Here is a 15,728-nt window from a genome sequence, read left to right as displayed (position 1 = left end):
ATAATAGCAGCCGATCCCGGTCCGCCTTTTGTGATAGTATAGGATATTGGATACTTCTAATAGAGGACATGCGGAGGAAGCTATGAATCAGGAATTGCACAGAATAGCTGAGTGGATTAACAGTCAGGCAGAGAGAGTGATCGTGGGGATTTCGGGTCATGGGGCATCGGGAAAGACGACGTTTGCCCATCATCTGATCACTCTTTTGGGGCAGGAGAACTTGAATGTTCTCAATACTGACCCCTACATTATCGGATCTGATCTTAGGCGGTACGCAAGGATTGACTACGAATATAACAATGAACAATATCGTGATAAAATGACCGCCTGTCACCCTGCCGCCCATAACGTGGCTGCTTTGGAGCGAGACATCCGTATGCTGCGGGACGGCTTGGATCTGTATACCATCGGTACGCATTATAGCAAGAGTGCGCTGTTATCTTCTGACAACAGGATTAATATTGTAGAGGGCATGAGCGTGGCTTTTACGGACCCAAGTCTGTATGATCTCAAAGTCTACTTATATACGGATGGGGAGACCGAGCTGAGGCGAAGGGGAATCCGTGATGTGGCTGAGCGGGGGACGGATATTCAGTATTTAATGAAGTCCCATGAACAGCGCAGAATTCAGTATGAATTATTCATGCATCCGTATCATGAGAAGTTCGATATTGTAATCAGGAATCAAGATTAAGCTTAGTTTCGGCGAAAAGAAAGTCATACACAGCTACGGCCCCAGCCTTCCGGTGAAATGGAGAGTTGGGGCCATTTTTTGCTTCTTGGAATGGAAAAAATAAAATCCGAAAATATTACCAATCATTGACCGGAATCATGCTATAATTTTAACGGATTAATAGGTCTTAAGTAATAGATGAGGGAAGGTAACTTATAATTTGTGCGCTTTTATAACTACATAGTCGGGGGTATTAGCTTGTTCATTCAAAAAAGGGTAAGGAAAAAAGTAATCGCAGGAGTACTAGCTGTATGTCTATCCATACTGCCGGCCGGCGCAGCTTTTGCGGGTAATGTATCGGATCTCAGCGGAAACTGGGCGAAGGAGCACATCAGTAAGTGGATGGATCAAGGTCTGATCTCCGGCTACCCGGATGGTGAATTTAAGCCGGATCATCCGGTCACGCGGGCTGAATTAACGGTTTTGATTAATAGGGCTTTTGGATTCACTGAGACTAAGAAAGTTAATTTCAGCGATATCTCCAGCAGTAAGTGGTATTATTCAAGTATTTTGCAGGCCAATGCCGCGGGTTACGTTCAGGGCTATGCGGATGGGACCTTTAAGCCGGACCAGAAGATTAACCGTCAAGAAATGGCTGTTATCATCAGCAAGTTGCTCAAGCTGACAGCATCGGCTGCGGCTCCTGAGTTTAAGGATATTGCCGGAAGTCCTGATTGGAGCAAAAGTGCTATCCGGGCTGTAAGCGAGCAGGGGATCATGACAGGCTCCGGCGATGGGAATTTTCGCCCGCTTGCTTATGCAACCCGTGCGGAAACGGTAGTCATCCTGGATAGAGCTTTATCCTTGCCCGATGCAGATTCCGGGGAATATGTAATCATCTATGATTCGCCGGGTACATACGGTCCGATGTCGGGAATGTCCGAAGTAGACAGTGATGTAGTAATTAATGTGCCAGGTATCACACTCCGTAATATGAACATTACTGGAGATCTGCTGCTGGGAGAAGGCATAGCTGAAGGCGATGTGCATCTCCTGAATGTAACGGTAGGAGGTAACACCGCGATTGAAGGCGGCGGGGCGAATAGTATTCATCTTGCGGATTCTACACTGGGTTCTGTGCGTATTGACAAGAAGAATGGCAGTGTAAGACTGGTTGCTGAAGGAAAGACCCAAATCAATGATCTTCAGATCAAGTCCGCTGCAGCCGTAGAAACACTCACCGGAGCTGCAATCAGCACCCTCACGTTATCCCGTGAAATTCCAGCGGATGCCCGTATCCTTTTGACAGGTAACTTCAAGGCTGTGAATATTCTTGCATCACGTCTTAACATTGACATCAGCGGGGGCACTGTGGAGTCAATCAATATTGATAAAACAGCGGGCAGTAATAAATTGAGCAATAGCAGCAGTATCAAGTCTATGATAATGAACGCCGGTATACAAATTTCAGGTAAAGGCAACATCGGGAATGCAGTCGTCAACGCTTCGGGCATTACAATAGAGAATGCGCCAGGGAAAATTACCGTGGGCAGCGACGTTCCGGCAGATGTGAAAATCAATATAGCCGGTTCTGATAAAACGGCTGCTGCGTCTTCTGTAACTCCAACAGCGGCCGTATTAGTTGGCGGCGGGGGTGGAGGCGGAGGCGGAGGCAGTGCGGCAGAAATGCCGGCGCCAACAGCAGCACCAACGCCTGAACCAACGGCGGAACCAACCGAAGAGCCAACGCCGGTACCAACGGTGAAGCCAACGCCGATAGCGACAGTGAAGACAACGCTGGTACCAACAGCAAAGCCAACGCCGGTAGCGACAGCGGCAGCAACGCCGGTTTCATCAGCTACACCAACAGCAGCGACTTCGCCGTCACCGTCACCATCGCCGTGGCCGATAGTTACACCGATATCCACACCGTGGTCAACGGTGGCACCCACACCGCCCATTGTAGATCATGGGGTTGTACAAGGGGTCATTGAGCATGGAGACGGGAAGGCTGCCGATTCCGGTACCTTGTATTTGGAACGGGACAGCGATCATATGATTTACAGCACTGTACTAACGAATGGTGAATTCTCTATAGATTTGCCGGACGGGCCCTACAAGATTTACTCCATGCGTTCCACAACTACACAGGAGATTATTTCACTCTACTATATGTTTTACGTTATGAATGGCAAGGCAGATAGAGAGGTGCATATCCTCATTCCTGAGCAGCAGGCGGGCACGATGCAGTATTCGGACGGGACCGCGGTGGAGAATGGAGAAATTATTGTAAAGCGCTTAGACAGCGGACCGCTTGCCTGGTATAGTGCCGAAATCCAAGCAGGTAAGTTTAACTTATATTTGCCGGACGGTCATTATAATGTAGAAGTCTTAATCTATGGCGAAACTAACAAACAATTAACCATTAATCATTCATTTGAGGTCATTGACGGGAAAAGCAATTTGAATATAACATTGCCACCCAAAATTGAAGGAAGTATTAGCTTCGTGGATGGTTCCCCGATGCACGATGGCTGGCTGGAAATAAGTAATATGGGTGCAGTGAATACCGGGCTTTATAAGGTTGATGTTACTGCTGGTAAGTTCAATCTTTATTTGCCTGATGGCGACTATAGCATACAGACGCTGAACACTAAGGATTCAGAAAGTATACCTTTACGTACACAGATAAAGATTGTTAATGGTGAACCTGCCTCAGGGCCTATTGATATCAAAGTACCTTTAGCAATATCAGGCAAGATCTATAATGAGGACGGAACTCCATATGCTAATGGTATATTAGTGATCACAGAGGTTGGCACTGCTTCACCGCTTCTGTATGCAGCAACGATTAAGAATGGCCTGTATGATTTCTATTTGCCTGATGGCTCATACCGGGTACTTATTTTAGCGGAAAAAATGTACTCCATCTACAATGCCAAATTCCCGTATTATAGTTTCTCGGTGCTGGACGGGCAGTCTGATCCGCAAGAGCTTGTAATTCATTTGCCATCTAATAATGTTACCGGCACTTTGAAATATGATGATGGGACCCCGCTGCCGGACGGCTATATTGAATTAGGCAGTGGTCTTGGCGGAAAGGATTATCTCAAAACAGTTGAGCTGAAAAATGGGGTTTTCGGTGCTGGTTTTCCGGATGGGGAATACGATGTATTCATCTATTGGGATGCCGAGCATCTTAATAGAATCGAAATAAATTGTAAATTTAAAGTTGAAGAGGGCCTGCTTGTTGATCCCCTGGACGTTACTTTGGCTAAGGAATAATAAACGAATACAGCAGTCTATGAAAAAACAGAGCAGCGCTTCCCGTCACAGGAGAGCCGCTGCTCTGTTGCGTGTAGCGCTCATTCAGTATACAAACTTCCGCTGCGCCCAATAGCTGAATACGAAGACCGAGATTTCTGTCAGAATCTTGGCTGCAACCAGCGGAATTATCAGCTTCTCATTATAGAAGTAGAGCAGCCCGTAATTGAACAGCAGCACAAGGACTACGAGGGAGAAGTACTTGGGCAGTGACTGGAGGCGCGATTGTTGGCCGCCGCTGAATACATACTTCCGGTTTACCGAGTAGTTGAAGACTGAGCTGCATAATCTTGCGGCTGCGACAGCCAGGAACAGGTTATGGGTCAGGCTCTGGAACAGGAACAGCAGTACGAAATCCAGCAGGCCTGAGATCAGTGAGGAGGTGCTGAACATCAGAATCGGCAGATAGATCCGGAAGGAGTCGATCAGCGGCCGGAAGTGGGAGGATTTATTATCCTCCAGATAGACGGTATCTATATACTCCTCAGTAATGGTATAACCCTCTTTGTGGGCGCTCAGCAGCATGTTCATCTCATATTCGAACCGTTCGCCGGGAATCCGGCACAGCCAGTCCAGCATCTGGAACGGGAAGCCGCGCAGGCCGGTCTGGGTATCATAGATTTTGGTGCCGGTAGTTAGTGCGAAGACGGAGCGTGTCACGGTGTTTCCGAACCGGCTGCGCAGCGGAATGGTTCCGCTGAACCGGCGGCTCCCGAGTACAATGCCGGGTTTGCTCTGGAGCAGCAGCGTTTCGGCAATCCGTTTGATGTCATGGGGCAGATGCTGTCCGTCACTATCAGCGCAGATCACATTACCGTGCAGTCCGGTTTCCTGGATATGACGGAAGCCTGTTTTGAGGGCGGCACCTTTGCCGAGGTTGGTCTTATGGGTCAGGAGGGTGCAGCCGAATGCCGCAGCCCGCTCGAAGATTCCCCGGTAAGCCGGGCCGCTGCCGTCATCGACCAGTATAATGGGTCCTAGCGGATATTCGTTCAGCTGCACAATTAAATCCAGCAGCCGTTCATCTGGTTCATAGGCGGGGATTAGTATAGTCATCCGGGTTCACTCCTTAATATAAAGTATGTCGCTGACACCGCGTTCCTGGTTTTTGCCCAGCGGATTATTCACGACCCGGCCCATGAAGTACATGGTGGAGGAACCGCCGCCGTCCAGATTGTAGGCTTCTGCAGCTCCGAGGCCTTCCATCACATCAGCAAGCTCGGCAAGGGTCATCCCGCGGCTGTAGCCTTCCTTGCGTCCGTCAACTACAACGAACACGTAGTGGTTCGGGGCGATCATGCCAATGGCGGTCCGGGGATTCGCATCCTGAATCGAACGGTTGCCGAAATTGTTATCGATTTTGACACTGCTGAAATCACTGACGATCTTGCCGTCCTGAATCAGAATCGGTCCGAAGGACAAGGTGTTCGTAACCCCTTCAGCCAGCAGCTCAGACGAAGAGACTTCCTCCTCATCATAGGTCTGCATCGTTCCGTCTCCGAACAGAGCCATCGCATCCCGCACCGGATCATCCCGGTACACGGTTCCATTGCGGATAATCACGCCGTCTTCACGGAAGCCGTAGTAATCTCCGTTAATGGCGAAGATCGCATTATTAGCGGAGGCAATCACCGAGGTGTCCTCCGTAATATTCGTACCGAAGCTGTTATCGGCAAAAGCGGACCGCAGGCTGCCGGCATCCTTCAGGACCACATCTGCGACAAAATAAGTGATCTGGTCTGACCCGCTTCCCGTCTGGACCTGATCAATCTTGACCTGGATATCGTCACTGCTGTAATTCCAGTCATCCGATGTTGCACTCACATCAGCTGTTGCGGCTGCTGTTGTTGTGCCTGTGCTGCCGGTACCAGCGGTTCCGGCGGTATCGTCTGCGACGACAACCTCAACATGCTCAATCAGATAACGGTCTGCCAGACGATATACCACTGCGCCAAGGCCCAGGAGGATGACGAGGATTATAATCAATAATTTTCGTTTGCCGGGACGGGGTGCATTGTTGCCTGTATTGCGTGTGTTGCTTGTGTTGCGTGACTTCATATCGAAGCACCACCTCTTCAATTAAGTTCTTAAGGCTCATGATAAGTGCCATTCCTTAAATGAATCTTAACTGGCGGTATCTGCGGGGAAGGTGCGAGTAACCAAGGGTTGATCTGTTGATGATGTGTTAATCTGTTGAGCTGTATTTGCATTAATGTTGTACGTACTACAACTTGGCATTGCAAATAGCTGGTGTTCGGGAGGATTGTTGCAGGAAATACAACAATTGTCAGGATAAACCGCTTAGAGGAGGGGAAAAGCTGCATTCCATACAACAATTCCGGATTACGGCCGCTTTTATAAGCAAAATGTTGTATTATGGGCATGATTTTATAAAAAAGTAATGTAGTAGAATCGCGCCCGCAGCATTGGTATACTTTAACAAAAGCTCCATCCGATCATGATTTCAGGGAGGTCATCAGCCGTGAAAGTAAAGCCTGTCTCAAAACTGCTGTGCAAGCTGAGAATAATGGTTGTACTGTTCAAAAGGTTGTCCAGGGCAGCTCTTCCGGCGCTACTTCTGCTGGTTCTGGTTACAGGCTGCTCGTTATTTGATGGTGGCGGCTCATCCGCCATCAGTCACAAGATTGACCAGCAGGAGGATGTCATATCCTCTAACGGCGGCGTAATCAGCAATTTGGACAAGCTGGACAGTTTCATGGAACGGGGAAGCGGCAGCCAGCGGATAGTGCAGTATACGATTGAAGGCGATCCGATCTTTATTGAAACGCGGTATAAAGGCGGACGGCTGGAGCTGAGTTATGATACCACTGAGGATGCCTTCGGACCCCGTGAAGTGAAGACTTACAGCTGTGATAAGCTTGTACGGACGGAGGAGAAGCATCAGTTGAAGTACTCCCTGAAGGGCTGCGAGGGAGAGGCCGTGAATCAGGATTTACTCACTGTTGACTTCGATCTGGGCCGGCAGGATAAATTTGAATTTATCCTCAAATACGGGTTTAATCTCAGGAATGAGATCAATACGGTGAATCAGAACCTGGTAAAAGATATGCTGGACGGTACTGTCATCGAAATCAGCGATTATGGCTTGCCGGTTGAAGACCGGCAGAGCATTTACCGGAAGCTGGTGCTGTCCAATTATCTTGGGGAGAAGCAGCTTAGTACAAGCTGCAACCTCAAGCCGTATGAGAGCTATGATCTGACGGTGCTGATCAATAGTGCCGAGCGGCATTATGCCTGGAGCGAATGTGATACCGGCAGGGATGGCAAGACCATGACGGAGGCCGCAGATTACATTATCGGGCTTGTAGAAGCCGGGGATAGTTACTTACAGCTGCCTGCTGCTACAGGCGGCGTCAAATAGGATTACAGGAGGTTCAATATGCTGCAGCGGGTGCTGCTGATTGAGGACGATGAGGCAATCAGCGAAATGGTAGGTTCATATTTGACTAAAGAGGGCTATGAGGTGGAGACAGCATTTGACGGGGAGGCGGCGGTGAAGAAGTTTGTGGGCGGTCCGTCATATGATCTGGTACTGCTGGATCTGATGCTGCCGAAGCGCAGCGGTACGGATGTGCTGCAGATGATCCGCAGCGGGAGCCTTGTGCCGGTGCTGATTATGTCAGCGAAGGACAGTGATGTAGATAAGGCGCTGGGGCTTGGCTTCGGCGCTGATGATTATATCACCAAGCCGTTCTCGATGATTGAGCTGGCAGCGCGGGTGAAGGCGGCGATCCGCCGGGCCGGGTACGCAGCGCAAGGGAGCCAGGCTGCCGCCGGCAGTCAGGCGTCTGCCGGGGAGGAGCCGCAGCCGGCATCGAAGGTGATTAAGCTGCGTGGACTAACGGTCGATCTGGATAACTTCTCGGCGCAGAAGAACGGGGAAGAAGTGAAGCTGACCGCCAAGGAATTCCATATCCTGAAGCTGTTTGTCAGCAGCCCCGGGCGGGTATTCACCAAGGCGCAGATTTACAGTCTGGTCTGGGAGGATGACTACTTCGGGGATGAGAATGTAATTAATGTACATATGCGCAGACTGCGCGAGAAGATTGAGGACGATCCCTCTCATCCGGAATATATCAAAACGCTGTGGGGCATCGGCTATAAGCTCGGAGATATGCAGCAATGACAGCCTTGTTCATTATCATCATTGCGCTGCTACTGCTGGTCCTTGTACTGCAAGTAATGCATTCGCGGCAGCATGCACGCCAGCTGAAATATATTCATACCAAGCTGGAGAGTATTGTGGAGCGCGGCTCGCATGAACGGCTGCTTCTGATGAGCAGCAGTCCGGAGCTGCAAATCCTGCTGACCGATCTGAACCGGCTGCTGGATGTCAATCATAAGGGAGCTGTAGAACGGGCCAGGCTGGAGAAGTCTATGCGCAGTATGCTGGCTAACATCTCCCATGACCTGAAGACCCCGCTGACGGTGGTGCTGGGGTATATTGAGACCCTGCTGCATGATAAAGACATGCCTATGGAGGAGCAGGAACGTATTCTTCGCACCATTCATGCCAAAGCAGGGGAAGTCATTACGCTGATGAACCGTTTCTTTGATCTGGCCAAGCTGGAGTCGGGGGACCGGGATATCCCGCTGTCACGTGTGGAGCTGGGTGAGGTCTGCCGCAGGAATATTCTTGCTTTCTACGATATTCTCAGTGCCAAAGGTGCTGATGTGCAGATCGAAATACCGGATGAGCCGCTCTATATGATGGGCAACGATGATGCGCTGGACCGCGTGTTGTCCAATCTGTTGTCGAATGCTATTGCCTACGGTGATGCCGGAGGGGCGCTGGGGCTGAAGCTGTACAGCGATGCCGGTCAGGTGTGTATAGAAGTGTGGGACCGGGGCAAGGGCATTGCCGAAGGCCATGAGGACAAGGTGTTCGAGCGGCTCTATACCCTGGAGGATTCGCGCAACCGCGACTACCAGGGCAGCGGCCTGGGGCTGACCATCACCAAGCGGCTCACCGAGCAGATGAACGGCCGTATTTCCTTAAGCAGCAAGCCGTACGTCCGGACGGCATTTACGCTTTCTTTTCAGCGGCTGACCTTCTGAAATAATTCCGGTTCTGGCGGGGCGGTCTGCGTATCCATACGCAGCTTAAGAATTTCGTAAGATTCAAGTAATAAAAAAGCAAACTCCGCCCTGTAGAATAAATACCAGGAAGAAAAAGAAGAAGTCAAAGGGGATAACGGACATGACAACGATACTCCGGACATGGGATTTAACCAAAGTCTATGAGGATAAGGAAATTGTACGCAGCGTGAATATGGAGATTAAGCAGGGTGAAATTTACGGGTTCCTGGGACCCAACGGCGCCGGCAAAACGACGGTGATGAAAATGATTACGAATCTGGTGAAGCCGACGGCGGGCGAGATTGAATTTTTCGGAGACAAAATGACCCCCCGCTCTTATGAAATGCTAAAGCGCATGGGCAGCATCATTGAATATCCGGTCTTCTACGACAAGCTGAGTGCCCGCGAGAACCTGGCGCTGCATGGTGAATACATGGGATATTATGATGTTCAAGCGATGGAGGAAGCGCTGGAGCTGGTGAAGCTGAGTGCAGTGGACAAGAAACCGGTGAAGCAATTCTCCCTGGGGATGAAGCAGCGGCTGGGCATTGCCAGAGCGGTGATGACCAAGCCGGAGCTGCTCATTCTGGATGAACCGATCAACGGGCTGGACCCGCTCGGCATCAAGGAGCTGCGCGAGGTGTTCCGGATGCTGAGCCGGGAATACGGCATGACCCTGCTGATCTCCAGTCATATTCTGGGCGAGATCGAACAGATTGCCGACACGATCGGCGTGATCCGCGAAGGCGTGCTGGTGGAGCAATTGGCGATGGATACGATCCGTAACCAGAATACACAGTACATTGAGCTGATTACAGGCGAGTGCACCAAGGCCGTCTACATCCTGGAGCATAAGCTGGGCTTAACCAATTATAAAGTGCTCGACCCGCGCACCATCCGGATCTATGATGATATTCCGCAGCTGGAGCTGAGCAAGGCGCTGGCCGAAGCAGATGTGGAGCTGGAAAGTATGAGCAAGAAACATCATTCGCTGGAAGATCATTTTGTAGAACTGATGGGAGGTGCCCACAATGCTTAAGCTAATTCGTTTGGAGCTGCGTAAGAACAAATTCAATTTTCTCAAAAGTGTGCTGATTGCCGATCTCGCCATTCTGGGCTTCATGGTCCTTATCGCCTTTACATCGCTTAACGAAGGGGAATTCAGCACGTATCCTGATTTGTTTGATGGTGTGTTCGTTTTTGTAAAAGCAACATTTATCATCTTCGCCTCCGTATTGATAAGCAAGCTGGTAATCGACGAGTACAAGAATAATACGATCACTGTGCTGTTCATGTACCCGGTTCCCCGCAAGATGCTGCTGGCTGCGAAGCTGATTATCGTCTTTCTGTTTACGTTCCTGAGCATTTTCCTGTCTGATATTGCAATCAGCAGTATCCTCACCGGCATTGATTATTTCATGTCTGACGTGATTCAGGGTACTGTATCACAGGATCTGATCACCGCAAACCTGCTGAAGGCCGGAACGGATGCGCTCTACGCGGCAGGCATTGCACTGATTCCGTTATACTTCGGGATGCGCCGCAAATCCGTACCGGCTACCATTGTCTCCGCCGTCCTGATTGTCATGCTGATCTCATCCGGCTTCGGAAACGGGAGCTTCCGGATGGGCAATCTGATCTGGATTTCACTCTCTCTGGCGCTGGTCGGTGGGGGAATCGCGTATCTGTCGATCCGGAATATCGAGCATCAGGATGTTGCCTGACGGGCAAGGCTGAGCCGCTGTGATTGTATGAGATGAATGCCGTCCCTTCAGGGGCGGCATTGTTTCTGTTTAGTTGAACAAGCGCTCCAATCCGGCGTTTTTGTGGCGACCTATAGCGGTTTTTTTGTTATAATAGTAAATAATTCAGAGATTTCTACATAATCAGAGTTTCTCCGCAATCTATGGTCCTATAATATAGCAGGAATGAAGCAGCAGAGGAGGTGGGCCATGCATAAAGATTGGGCTTCTATCCTGGGCCGGGCACTTTCTGAAGAAAGTGCTTATAGAGCGTTGTTCGATCATCATCCGGATCTCATTATCGTGCTGGACAGACAGGGGCGTTATGCCGACAGCAACCGGACCTTAAGTGCAGAGGATGCAGCCAGGCTGATCGAATGCCGGATGCATCCTCCCGGCGAGGGCTATTTCGCATCTGCTCTGGCCGGTATTACATCCAGCTTCGGGTTAATGGTGGAAGCGGAAGAAGAAAGCGGAGTAAAAGCAGGGAATTCCGGTGACGATGCTGTTTCTGTAAGGTATGTGCCGCTTCATACAGATGAAGGCATTGCCGGTGTATTTGCCATCATTCATGATACCGGGAACCGGCCGCTCTCTCTGCTGCTGCAAAGCTGGGAACGCATGAGCAGACAGGAATCTGCCGGTGCTGAACGCATTGGACTTGAGGGCGCGGACTTCCCTCCCCTGACGGACGAGGAATTGCTGACAGAGGAGGAACTGCCGGTTTCAGAGTTTATTTTTGAGATGGCGGAGGATAGACGGCTTAGTCTGATTCTCAATTCCGTCTCGGCGGGAATCTTCGGACTGGACACGCTGGGCCGGACGATCTTCATCAACCGTGAAGGGGCCGAAATGCTGGGCTATGAGCCGTCAGAGCTGGCCGGATTGCCGATGATGGAAATGATTCACTATATCCGCGGGAGTGCAGCCCGGCATTCACCGCTGGAATGTCCCATCCGGCTCACCATTCAAGATGGCGTTACCCGCAGCAAGGCGGATGAAATCTTCTGGCGCAAGGACGGGACCAGCTTCTTCGTGAACTACCGGATTGCCCCGCTGCTGGATAAAGGCATGATCTGCGGTGTGGTCGTCTCCTTCAGTGATATTACGAACGAACGGGAGATTCTCCGGGCCAAGGAATCAGCTGAGCAGGCTGCACAGGCCAAGTCTGATTTCCTGGCGATGATGAGCCATGAGATCCGCACCCCGATGAACGGCATGATCGGGATGGCTGATCTTCTGCTGGAAACCAACCTGGAGGAAGAGCAGCGCAGCTATGCCGAGATTCTGCGCAGCAGCAGCTACAGTCTGCTGCAGATCCTCAATGATATTCTCGATTTCAGCAAGATGGAAGCCGGCAAAATGCCGCTGCAATCGGAGAAATTTGATCTGCGTGAGATGCTGGAGGGCATCATTGATCTGTTCACTCCCAAGGCGGAGGAGAAGAAGCTCGCCCTGCGCTGGTGGGCGGATACCAGCGTGCCGGATATTGTCACGACCGATCCCAGCCGCTTGCGGCAGATTATCGTCAATCTGGTCGGCAACGCGCTGAAATTCACCGATCAGGGCAGCGTGACTCTGTCGGTGAAGAATATTCCGCTGCCGGCCTCGCCGGAATACCTGCTGGAGTTCTCTGTCCGTGATACAGGGGTAGGTATTGCTGACAGCAAGCTGAACCTGCTGTTCCAGTCCTTCTCCCAGCTGCATCCGTCCATTAACCGTAAATATGGCGGCACCGGACTAGGGCTTGCGATCTGCAAGCAGCTGGTGGAGCTGATGGGCGGAACGATCTTCGTGGAGAGCGAAGAGAACCGGGGATCGATCTTCCGGTTCATGCTTCCTTTTGTGAAGGAAGAGGTTGAAGCGGAAGCGGGAGTTGAACAGGCTTAACCTAACAAACAGCAAGCCTCCGGGAGGAGACTTGCTGTTTGTTTTTGCGGCCGGCCTGCTAGCCTGATGTTCCAGGATATAGCGGGTTCAGCTGCCCCTCAATATGATCCGCAATCAGCGTGTAGAATTCAGGGAATCTCGGGTCCCCTGGACTCCTGATTTCTTCAAAGGTACGGATATATAGCCCCTGAGAGGCTACTGAAGTGATAATATCGCCCACAGTCCAGCCCCGCGTCACCACTTGTGCTAATCCGGACCGTTCCTCTTCGGGAAGCAGCTTGGCAAAGGCAACCTCACCTTCCTTGAGTGTATCGTCAAAATAATTACCCGTAGGATGCTGAAGATTCCGGGTTGTCATCCATGCCCGGGCGAACGGGTGGAAATCCGTCAGCATGAGCCGCCCGTTTGCCGTTAACCGTCTGCTGACCACAGAAAAAATAGCGTTTAAATCCGTAAAGTAATGCAAAATCCCGAACTCCATCAGGACAATATCGAAGGTTCCCAGAGCGTCCTCACCGGGGATTTTTAAGACGTCTGCACAGATGTAGTTCAGCTTAACACCCGCCGCTGCCGCTACTTCTCTGGCATACAGCCGGTTCTCTTCGGATATATCCACGACAGTAACCTCAGCACCCAGCAAAGCCAGACAAGTCGCCTTCATCCCGTGAGAGCCGAGCAGGTTCAACACCTTCAATCCTGCCGGGTTGCCTATGTACTTCAGCCAATGCCGCAACGGGTGCCTTGGATCCTGCTTCAACCGCCCGGCAAGTTCCTCAGGTGAGCCATGGTGCTGAATCCAGGCCTGATATGCTTTCGTTTCCCAAGCCGTCTTATTCGTACGTGCCATCTGCTCCTGCATGTTACGCCCCCTTGATTTAGATAAAATTGGAAATTACCGCTTTCTGATTTTACTATACTTTGTTTACTATGCAACAACTAAAAACGAATCTTTATCTACATAAGCTGCAGATAAAGATTCGTCTAAGGTAGAGCTTAATTATTCTAGTGCATATACATGAGACCCACTGTAGCAGGCCCGCAGTGGCTGCCGATCACGCAGCCGGCATGGATTACGGCAATTTCATCCACACCTGTCTGCTCTCGCAGTGCCTTCTCCAGATACCGGGCATCCTCTTCAGCAAGGGTATGGGCAACAATGAGCAGCTCCTTGTCCATATCGGCTGCATTCGCAAGTGCGTGCTGAAGCATCTGTTCTACAGCTTTTTCCTTCTTGCCGCGGATTCTGGCAACAGGTACAATCGCCCCGTCCACCAGCCGCAGTACAGGCCGGATCTTCAGCAGGCTGCCGATAAAGTTCTGCATGCCTGAGCAGCGTCCGCCCATATATAAGTAATCCAGCGTATCGACGACAAACTCGGATTCCACCCGTTCACGGGAGGCTTCGATCATAGCTGCGATGTCGGCCGCATTGTGGCCTTTGGCTGCGGCGCGGGCGGCTTTCATGACCAGCAAGGCGATCCCGCCGCATAACGTCTGGGAATCCACAACATGTACCCGGCCTTCAGGGAACTCGCCTGCGGCCAGCAGGGCATTCTGATATGTAGAGGATAAAGAAGAAGAAAGACTGATATAGACGATATCTCCGCCAGCGCTCACGACCGGCTGAAAAGCGGCAATGAAATCAGCCGGGGAAGGGGCTGCCGTCTTGGGCAATGCACCATTTGCGGCGACACGGCGGTACACTTCTTCGGGTGTAATCTCTACACCATCCTTGAAGGTGCCGTCTTCAAAAACTACATATAACGGGACAATGCCGATATCATACGTTTCCTTCCAGCCTTGCGGCAAATCGGAAGTGCTGTCTGAAAAGATTTTTACGATAGACATGAATATCTCCTTCACCAATCTTGGATGACAATACACTATATTAAGACCCTATAATCTGTTTATTATACCAAGCCTGCCTGGAATCTCAAAATAAAAAATGCTAGCTTGTGAGGTTTGCGGGGATACCGCTTCTTCAGTAGCCGATCTCAACTAAGCCTCCGCACATGCAAAAAACGGCCTCATCGTCCTTGTAGGGACAACGAAGCCGTTTCCGGTACAGCCTGAACAATTATTTCTTCACTACAGGAATCCATATTTCGCAGACATAATCCTCTGCTGATGTATCGCCTGGCGGATACAGCTCAAATTCGGGTCCGCCTGTATGCTCGTAGCCCGTTCCCGGGAACCATTCCTGGAAAATGCGCTGCCAGACCCCTTGAATTGCATCAGGCATAGCTCCTACGGATTTGAATACCGCCCAGGTCGCAGCCGGAACCACTGTAGTCTCATACGCCTGCGGGTCAGTGGACGCGTCTGCTTCAACTCCGATCCAATAAGACAGCATTTCCGTCTCCATATTCATATTCATACAGATGCCGAGCCATTCTTCGCGTAAGCCGAACTCAATCAGCTTATCTGATGTGCCGTCTTCATTGCATTCATTCCAGAACTGCGGAATTCTGCGGAAATTCTCCCCGTCCTTGCAGGTAACCTCCATTGATTTGCCGATAACGGTAAAAGCTTCTTTATTCACGATTTTGTAATCCATTTCCTGATCTCCCTTCAATGACAGATGGAAAGAGAGGCGCGGGAAGGCTTTGAGCTGTACCCCGGGTTCACGCGCGGCAGAGGGGGTAAGCCCATGCGCTTTGCGGAACGCTTTGGCGAATGACTCCGGGGAGTCATATCCGTATTTCAGTGCGACATCCAACACCCGGATGTTTGAAATGGCCAGCTCTTGAGCGGCCAGAGTCAATCTGCGTTTGCGGATATAGTCTGCTACGGTGACGCCGGTCAGCATGCTGAACATGCGCTGGAAGTGGAAAGGGGAGACATATGCCACTGCGGCAATCTCTTCGATCCGCAGCGGTCCGGTCATTCTGCTCTCCATATAATCCAGCGCATTCTTCATTCGGATCAGCCATTCCAAGTTTGCCATCTCCCTTTAAGTTCATATTATCACGCGGCCTACGGGCTGGTCCTGTTATTCT

At 50.8% G+C, this 15,728-nt stretch carries 13 protein-coding genes; 8 read left to right on the top strand and 5 right to left on the bottom strand.

Features of this window, described 5'->3' with window-relative positions; all coding sequences use genetic code 11:
- Positions 1-82: 82 nt before the first annotated feature.
- Positions 83-694 (top strand): uridine kinase family protein, encoded by a 612-nt coding sequence (locus NSU14_RS21450; RefSeq protein ID WP_076242691.1) that lies wholly within the window; start codon positions 83-85, stop codon positions 692-694.
- Between the two features lie 237 nt (positions 695-931).
- Positions 932-3,958, top strand: coding sequence for an S-layer homology domain-containing protein (locus tag NSU14_RS21445; protein WP_340947323.1), 3,027 nt, complete (start codon positions 932-934; stop codon positions 3,956-3,958).
- A gap of 84 nt (positions 3,959-4,042) precedes the next feature.
- Here NSU14_RS21445 and NSU14_RS21440 read toward each other — a convergent pair whose 3' ends face one another.
- Both NSU14_RS21440 and NSU14_RS21435 read right to left on the bottom strand, forming a co-directional pair.
- Positions 4,043-5,053 (bottom strand): bifunctional glycosyltransferase family 2/GtrA family protein, encoded by a 1,011-nt coding sequence (locus NSU14_RS21440; protein WP_340947322.1) that lies wholly within the window; start codon positions 5,051-5,053, stop codon positions 4,043-4,045.
- A gap of 6 nt (positions 5,054-5,059) precedes the next feature.
- Positions 5,060-6,055: a phosphodiester glycosidase family protein gene (locus NSU14_RS21435; protein ID WP_340947321.1), complete on the bottom strand. Its 996-nt coding sequence runs from the start codon at positions 6,053-6,055 to the stop codon at positions 5,060-5,062.
- A 424-nt stretch (positions 6,056-6,479) separates the two neighbouring features.
- Here NSU14_RS21435 and NSU14_RS21430 point away from each other — a divergent pair, with 424 nt between their 5' ends.
- The 6 genes from NSU14_RS21430 to NSU14_RS21405 all read left to right on the top strand — a co-directional run bounded on the left by NSU14_RS21430 (position 6,480) and on the right by NSU14_RS21405 (position 12,729).
- Positions 6,480-7,379, top strand: a complete 900-nt coding sequence (locus tag NSU14_RS21430; RefSeq protein ID WP_340947320.1) for a DUF4362 domain-containing protein — start codon at positions 6,480-6,482, stop codon at positions 7,377-7,379.
- Between the two features lie 21 nt (positions 7,380-7,400).
- Positions 7,401-8,144: a response regulator transcription factor gene (locus tag NSU14_RS21425; protein ID WP_076242851.1), complete on the top strand. Its 744-nt coding sequence runs from the start codon at positions 7,401-7,403 to the stop codon at positions 8,142-8,144.
- Entirely contained in the window at positions 8,141-9,076 is a 936-nt protein-coding gene (locus tag NSU14_RS21420) for a sensor histidine kinase (protein WP_340947319.1), read from the top strand. Before NSU14_RS21425 ends, NSU14_RS21420 begins: the two co-directional genes overlap by 4 nt.
- Positions 9,077-9,218: 142 nt before the next feature.
- Positions 9,219-10,136 carry an ABC transporter ATP-binding protein gene (locus NSU14_RS21415; protein WP_042135228.1) on the top strand — a complete coding sequence of 306 codons (918 nt, stop codon included), beginning with the start codon at positions 9,219-9,221 and terminating at the stop codon, positions 10,134-10,136.
- Complete coding sequence (locus tag NSU14_RS21410) at positions 10,129-10,821, top strand: ABC transporter permease (protein ID WP_042135230.1); 693 nt, start codon at positions 10,129-10,131, stop codon at positions 10,819-10,821. The genes NSU14_RS21415 and NSU14_RS21410 overlap by 8 nt, the downstream gene beginning before the upstream one ends.
- Positions 10,822-11,049: 228 nt before the next feature.
- Positions 11,050-12,729, top strand: coding sequence for an ATP-binding protein (locus tag NSU14_RS21405; protein WP_340947318.1), 1,680 nt, complete (start codon positions 11,050-11,052; stop codon positions 12,727-12,729).
- Between the two features lie 58 nt (positions 12,730-12,787).
- Here the strand turns inward: NSU14_RS21405 and NSU14_RS21400 are convergent, their stop codons facing one another.
- From NSU14_RS21400 to NSU14_RS21390, 3 genes are all read right to left on the bottom strand, one after another.
- A complete protein-coding gene (locus NSU14_RS21400; protein ID WP_340947317.1) occupies positions 12,788-13,588 on the bottom strand; it encodes a class I SAM-dependent methyltransferase in 801 nt (266 codons plus the stop codon).
- 143 nt (positions 13,589-13,731) lie between these two features.
- A complete protein-coding gene (locus NSU14_RS21395; protein WP_340947316.1) occupies positions 13,732-14,577 on the bottom strand; it encodes a DegV family protein in 846 nt (281 codons plus the stop codon).
- A gap of 229 nt (positions 14,578-14,806) precedes the next feature.
- Complete coding sequence (locus tag NSU14_RS21390; RefSeq protein ID WP_340947315.1) at positions 14,807-15,667, bottom strand: AraC family transcriptional regulator; 861 nt, start codon at positions 15,665-15,667, stop codon at positions 14,807-14,809.
- Positions 15,668-15,728 lie beyond the last annotated feature (61 nt).

It is taken from the genome of Paenibacillus sp. FSL R10-2771, from assembly GCF_038000205.1.
Lineage (GTDB): Bacteria > Bacillota > Bacilli > Paenibacillales > Paenibacillaceae > Paenibacillus_AQ > Paenibacillus_AQ phytohabitans.
This window is presented reverse-complemented; position numbering and strand designations above follow the sequence as displayed.

Excerpts from the sequence above, each read along its gene's own strand:
- NSU14_RS21410 (WP_042135230.1), top strand. The coding sequence starts at position 10,129 with ATGCTTAAGCTAATTCGTTTGGAGCTGCGTAAGAACAAATTCAATTTT.
- NSU14_RS21420 (WP_340947319.1), top strand. The coding sequence starts at position 8,141 with ATGACAGCCTTGTTCATTATCATCATTGCGCTGCTACTGCTGGTCCTT.
- NSU14_RS21400 (WP_340947317.1), bottom strand. The coding sequence starts at position 13,588 with ATGCAGGAGCAGATGGCACGTACGAATAAGACGGCTTGGGAAACGAAA.
- NSU14_RS21405 (WP_340947318.1), top strand. The coding sequence starts at position 11,050 with ATGCATAAAGATTGGGCTTCTATCCTGGGCCGGGCACTTTCTGAAGAA.
- NSU14_RS21440 (WP_340947322.1), bottom strand. The coding sequence starts at position 5,053 with ATGACTATACTAATCCCCGCCTATGAACCAGATGAACGGCTGCTGGAT.
- NSU14_RS21395 (WP_340947316.1), bottom strand. The coding sequence starts at position 14,577 with ATGTCTATCGTAAAAATCTTTTCAGACAGCACTTCCGATTTGCCGCAA.
- NSU14_RS21450 (WP_076242691.1), top strand. The coding sequence starts at position 83 with ATGAATCAGGAATTGCACAGAATAGCTGAGTGGATTAACAGTCAGGCA.
- NSU14_RS21415 (WP_042135228.1), top strand. The coding sequence starts at position 9,219 with ATGACAACGATACTCCGGACATGGGATTTAACCAAAGTCTATGAGGAT.
- NSU14_RS21435 (WP_340947321.1), bottom strand. The coding sequence starts at position 6,055 with ATGAAGTCACGCAACACAAGCAACACACGCAATACAGGCAACAATGCA.